The following is a 5,897-nucleotide window of genomic DNA, read 5'->3' on the forward strand; positions in this document are numbered from 1 at the left end:
AAAATTTCTTGTTTTAAAACTCTTCGACCTTAAACGCAGGAAAATTTTTAAGATTTTTAATGCGAAGGACGAAGTCAGGCTGACGCCTTACGAGGACGACAAATTAAAAAGATTGGAATTTAACAAGTTTAAGGCATATTGCGTTCAAGTACTACTGCACTAGCCAAAAGGTGTTATAAATTTGGCAAAAGAAAAGTTCTGTGTTTTTGAGCCTGACGGATTTGTACTTTTGATAGTAAAAAAGAAGATGTTTTATACTTTATAGAAATATTTAGAGAAATTCTGGAGGAAATAAAATGAACCATTTAGTAACTTTAAAAGACATAACAACTGATGATTTTAATAATATTTTAAAACTGGCAATAAAATTAAAAGATGAAAATAAAAAGGGGATACCTCATCATCTTTTAAAAGGCAAAACATTAGGTATGATTTTTACCAAATCTTCTACAAGAACAAGAGTTTCTTTTGAGGTTGGTATGTATCAGCTTGGAGGTCAGGCATTATTTTTAAGTTCAAATGATATTCAGCTTGGAAGAGGAGAAACAATATATGACACAGCGAATGTTCTCTCCAGATTTTTAGACGGTATAATGATAAGAACTTTTAAACAGTCAGATGTTTTAGACCTTGCAAAATACGGGTCTATTCCTGTTATAAACGGGCTTACCGATTTAACTCATCCTTGTCAGGCACTTGCCGATTTTCTTACAATCTATGAAGAAAAGAAAAAATTAGAGGGATTAAAAATTGCATATGTAGGGGACGGAAATAATGTTACACACTCTCTTTTATATGCATCAGCACTTTCCGGAATGAATATGAGCGTTGCTACACCGAAAGGTTTTGAGTGCGATAAAGAAGTAGTTGAACAAGCGCTTAGTATGGCTAAAAAAACTGGCGCAGTTTTAGAATTTACAAACGACCCTGAGAAAGCAGTCTCTGACGCTGATTCAGTTTATACTGATACATGGGTTAGTATGGGTCAGGAAAGCGAAAAGGCAGAAAAAGTTAAAAAATTTGAGGGATTCCAAGTTAATGAAAAACTTATGTCTTTTGCTAAAGATGATGCAATATTTTTACATTGTCTTCCTGCATACAGAGGCTATGAAGTATCAGAAGGGGTTATTGACGGAAGATGGTCAAGAGTGTTTGACGAAGCAGAAAACAGGCTTCATGTACAAAAGGCTGTTATGGCAATGCTGATGAAATAGTGTCAATAGCAAGGGTAATACAAAAGAAGAAAAACAATTATAAGTGTTTTGTGCAGGGGTTATACGAGAGCACTCCTTATAAAAGAATATAATTAAAAAAAGAGAAGATTTGGCAAAAGGCCAAATCTTCTCTTTCTGTTTTAAAAAAATTTATTACAGGTCATCTGCATCCTGCACAGGTTTTTCAAATTTTTCTTTGGGATTTCCTGTATAGCTTCCGTTAGGGTCGGTTTCTAAAATATCCTTTGCAAGATACGCCCTGACAACTTCGTTTGCTTTATTGGCTACATCATTTTTCTTAGTCGCCTTTTTATATTTTCCCACCATTTTTTAGTTGTTCCTGTTATTGTTGTTGTTTTTTTCCTGTTCATTTCTCTGGTCTTTTTTGTTTGATTTTTTGTTGTTATCTAGCATTCTAATTCACTCCTTTCAACCTTATTATTTCTACGCTGCCCATTTTTAATTCATATTGACACAGGAAAAAAAATACTATAAAATATTAGTGAGTAAAATATCGTACAAAAGCCTCAACAAAAGGCTTTTTAATTTTTTTTAAATTTAAAAGGAGATATAATATGAAATATATTTTAAGGTATGTAAAGCCATATATTAATACTATTTTATTAGCAGTCTTTTTTATGGCTGTTGATGTAGTATGTGTTATGCTTGAGCCTTATCTTATGTCAAAAATTATTGAGAATGGAATTGAAGCATCAGATTCAGGATATATTATAAGAACAGGAATTTTAATGATACTTGTTGCACTTTTTGCAATTTATGCAGGTGTTATGAATGCCAGATACTCTGCAAAAGCAGGAGTTTCATTTGCTGCCGATTTAAGAGAGGGAATTTATTCCAAAATTCAAGAATTTTCTTTTGAAAATATTGACGCTTTTTCTACCGAATCATTAGTTACAAGGATGACTAATGATGTTACCCAGATGCAACACACTTTTACTATGTGTATGCGTGTTATGGTAAGAGCACCGCTTATGTTTGTCTTTGCTATCGGGATGACGCTTAGCCTTAATGCAAGTATATCGCTAATATTTGCGTTTATTGTTCCTCTGCTTTTAGTTTCCTTAATTGTTATAATAATAAAATCAACACCGCTTTTTACAATTATGCAAAAAGCGATGGATAAACTTAACGGAACAGTAAGAGAAAATTTAATGAATGTAAGAGTAGTTAAATCTTTTGTTAGGCAGAGCGATGAAAAAGAAAAGTTTAAAAAGGCAAATACCAATCTTATGGAAACATCATTAAAGGCAATGTATCTTGTTATACTTAATATGCCCATAATGTCTCTTCTTATGAACCTTTCCACCGTGCTTGTTGTGTGGTTCGGCTCAAACCAGATAATTTATTCCAATATGACAGTTGCCGAACTTTCTGCATACTTAAATTATATTAACCATATTTTATTTTCACTGATGATGATTTCTATGGTATTTATTAACTTAACAAGAGCAAGTGCATCTTTTAAAAGGGTTGGCGAAATATTTAATACTACTTCAACACTGTCAAGTAAAGAAGACGCTTTTGGAAAATCAAAAATAGACGGTAATGTTATATTTAAAAATGTTTATTTTAAATATTCAAAAGACCAGTCTGAATATGTTTTAAAGGATATTTCATTTGAAGCAAAAAAAGGGGAAACTATTGCTGTTGTAGGAAGCACAGGAAGCGGGAAAACATCTTTGGTGCAACTTATACCAAGGCTTTATGATATAACAAAAGGGCAAATTTTAATTGACGGTATAGATATAAAAGACTATAATCTTGACGATTTAAGAGAGAATATCGGCGTTGTTTTACAGAAGAATACCTTGTTTAGCGGAACGGTAGCCGAAAATTTAAGATGGGGTAATGAAAACGCAACCGATGAAGAGATGAAATTTTTTGCAAATGCTGCTCAGGCTCATGAATTTATAATTAAAATGCCAAAAGGATATAACACCTTTATTGACCAGGGTGGAGCAAATCTTTCGGGTGGGCAGAAACAAAGGCTTTGTATTGCAAGGGCAATGCTTAAAAAACCTGCAATTCTTATTCTCGACGATTCCACCAGTGCAGTTGATACTGCAACCGAGCGCAACATTCAAAAAGCGCTTTCGGAGTCTTTAAAAGACACTACTACATTTATTATTGCCCAGAGAATATCTTCGGTAAAAGATGCCGATAAAATAATAGTGCTAAACGATGCATCTTTAGAGGCAGTTGGCACACACGAAGAACTTATGAAGATAAGTGCGACTTATAAAGAGATTTATACATCACAACAGGAGGGATAGTTTATGGCAGGACCTATGGGCCCGGGTGCAAGGCGCCCTGCAGGAGGGCCGGGGCGAGGACCTAATCTTATTATGCAAAAGCCTAAGGACTTTAAAAGAGCAGTTAAGTTTTTATGGCAGTATATAAAAAAGAAAAAAGCGATGCTCATTATTGCATTCTCTCTTGTGTTTATCAATATAATTGCAAGTTTAGGTGCAACAAACCAACTTCAGCCAATAATAGATAATTTTCTTGACAATAAATTAAATTTAACCCTTGAAGGAAGAATTAAAGGGGCGTTTTTTGGTGCACTTACATTACTTATATTTTATCTTGTATCAGTTTCGGCTCAGTATTTTCAAATGAGAATTATGCTTAAAGTTTCTCAGACTACCATTAAAGATTTAAGGGAAGATTTATTTAACCATCTTCAGACTTTAAGTGTAAGATACTATGATACTCATACAAACGGTGAAATAATGAGTCGTTTTACCAATGATGTGGATACTTTAAACGATGCGCTTAATAATTCGCTTACTGCGCTTTTTTCAAGCGCAGTTACATTAGTGGGTATAATTTCACTTATGCTTTCCAAAAACCCGCTGCTTACTTTAGTTACCTTACTTATTGCCCCTGTTTTATTTTTTGCATCACGAACTATTATGAGTGCAGGGAGCAAATACTTTAAACTTCAGCAGAAAAATCTTGGCGCTGTTAACGGATATATAGAAGAAACTATTACAGGTCAGAAAGTTGTTAAAGTTTTCTCTTATGAAGAAAGAGCCAAGAAAGAGTTTAAAAAGTTAAACGACGAATTAAGAAAATCCGCAATTTCTGCTCAGTCTGTCGCAGGGTCTATGATGCCTGTAATGTCTAACCTTAATAATATAAATTATTCTCTTATTGCAATGATAGGTGGAATGTTTGCGCTCGGAGGTTATTTAAGCGTTGGGGGGTTAGTGGTTTTCTTAAGCCTTGCAAGGCAGTTTGCAAAACCTATCAATGAAGCATCTCAGCAGTTTAATGCCATTGTTTCGGCAGTAGCAGGAACAGAGCGAATTTGTGATGTGTTTGACGAGGTTGCAGAAATTTCAGATGTTGATGCAGTATATTCTCTTTTAAAAGAAAATGATAAATTTTACTGGGTTAATGGAAACGAGAAAATAGAAGCAAAAGGCGAGGTTAAATTTATTGATGTTGATTTTTCATATGTTCCTGAAAAACAGGTGCTAAAAAAAGCAAATATCAATGCTTTAAGTGGGCAGAAAATTGCTTTTGTAGGCTCAACAGGGGCAGGGAAGACCACTATTACAAACCTTATTACAAGATTTTACGATATAACAGACGGTAAAATTTTAATAGATAATATAGAAATTAAAAAGATAAAAAGAGATGAACTAAGAAAAGCCATGGCAGTAGTTCTTCAGGATACCCACCTTTTCACAGGTACCGTAATGGAAAATATACGCTACGGAAGACTGGATGCTACTGACGAAGAAGTTATAGAAGCGGCAAAAAATGCAAGTGCCCACAGTTTTATCACAAAGTTACCTATGGGTTATAATACCTTAATAGAAGGGGATGGAGCAAATCTATCCCAGGGGCAAAGGCAACTTTTAAATATTTCAAGAGCAGCAATAGCAAATACGCCTATTCTTATTTTTGATGAGGCTACAAGTTCAGTAGATACAATGACCGAAAGGTTAATAGATAAAGGGCTTGAAAAACTTATGAGGGGGAAAACAACCTTTGTTATTGCCCACAGGCTCTCTACTGTTAGAAATGCTGATATTATTATGGTGCTTGAGATGGGACAGATAATAGAAGCGGGAACTCATGACGAACTTATTAAACTGGGTGGAAAATATAAAATGCTTTATGACGGAGTGATAGAACTTGACTAAAACAGGGTTAGTATTAGAGGGCGGCGGTTTAAGAGGAATGTATACTGCCGGTGTTTTAGATGCCTTTTTAGAAAGGAATATAAAATTTGATTATGGTATAGGAGTTTCTGCAGGTGCTGCATACGGAATTTCCTATATTTCTAAGCAAAAAGGCAGAAATCTTGAAGTCTGCGAAAAATATATAAATGATAAAAGATATGTATCAATAGCCAACTTAATAAAAGAGAGGGCATTATTCGGCCAGAAATTTGTGTATGAAGAAATACCTTTAAGACTTGTTCCCTTTGATTATAATACTTATTTTAATTCTTCCTGCGTTTTTTTTACAGGTGTTACAAATGTCAGTACAGGCAGAAGCGAATATTTTAAGTTAAAGGATGATAAATATAAGTTTAATTTGTTTAGTGCAGTAGTACTCGAACACCATATGGTTTTAAAATATAAATTATGTTTCATATTGCAGAAATCTCTTCAGATATACAAAAGTATTATCCTTGATATTTCT

5 protein-coding genes are annotated in these 5,897 nt (G+C 34.0%); 4 read left to right on the plus strand and 1 reads right to left on the minus strand.

Annotated elements, in window-relative coordinates:
- Positions 1-296 precede the first annotated feature (296 nt).
- Positions 297-1,214 carry an ornithine carbamoyltransferase gene (gene argF / locus IKZ35_04755; GenBank protein MBR4893269.1) on the plus strand — a complete coding sequence of 306 codons (918 nt, stop codon included), beginning with the start codon at positions 297-299 and terminating at the stop codon, positions 1,212-1,214.
- A 153-nt stretch (positions 1,215-1,367) separates the two neighbouring features.
- Here the strand turns inward: argF and IKZ35_04760 are convergent, their stop codons facing one another.
- Positions 1,368-1,541 carry a hypothetical protein gene (locus IKZ35_04760; GenBank protein MBR4893270.1) on the minus strand — a complete coding sequence of 58 codons (174 nt, stop codon included), beginning with the start codon at positions 1,539-1,541 and terminating at the stop codon, positions 1,368-1,370.
- 248 nt (positions 1,542-1,789) lie between these two features.
- On the opposite strand from IKZ35_04760, the gene IKZ35_04765 reads away from it, so the two are divergent.
- From IKZ35_04765 to IKZ35_04775, 3 genes are all read left to right on the plus strand, one after another.
- Entirely contained in the window at positions 1,790-3,508 is a 1,719-nt protein-coding gene (locus IKZ35_04765; GenBank protein MBR4893271.1) for an ABC transporter ATP-binding protein, read from the plus strand.
- Between the two features lie 3 nt (positions 3,509-3,511).
- Positions 3,512-5,392 carry an ABC transporter ATP-binding protein gene (locus IKZ35_04770; GenBank protein ID MBR4893272.1) on the plus strand — a complete coding sequence of 627 codons (1,881 nt, stop codon included), beginning with the start codon at positions 3,512-3,514 and terminating at the stop codon, positions 5,390-5,392.
- Positions 5,385-5,897 (plus strand): patatin-like phospholipase family protein (locus IKZ35_04775; protein ID MBR4893273.1); only part of this gene is annotated, 513 nt, incomplete at its 3' end. The genes IKZ35_04770 and IKZ35_04775, both read left to right, overlap by 8 nt.

This window comes from Clostridia bacterium (assembly GCA_017554615.1).
Lineage (GTDB): Bacteria > Bacillota > Clostridia > UMGS1840 > HGM11507 > SIG450.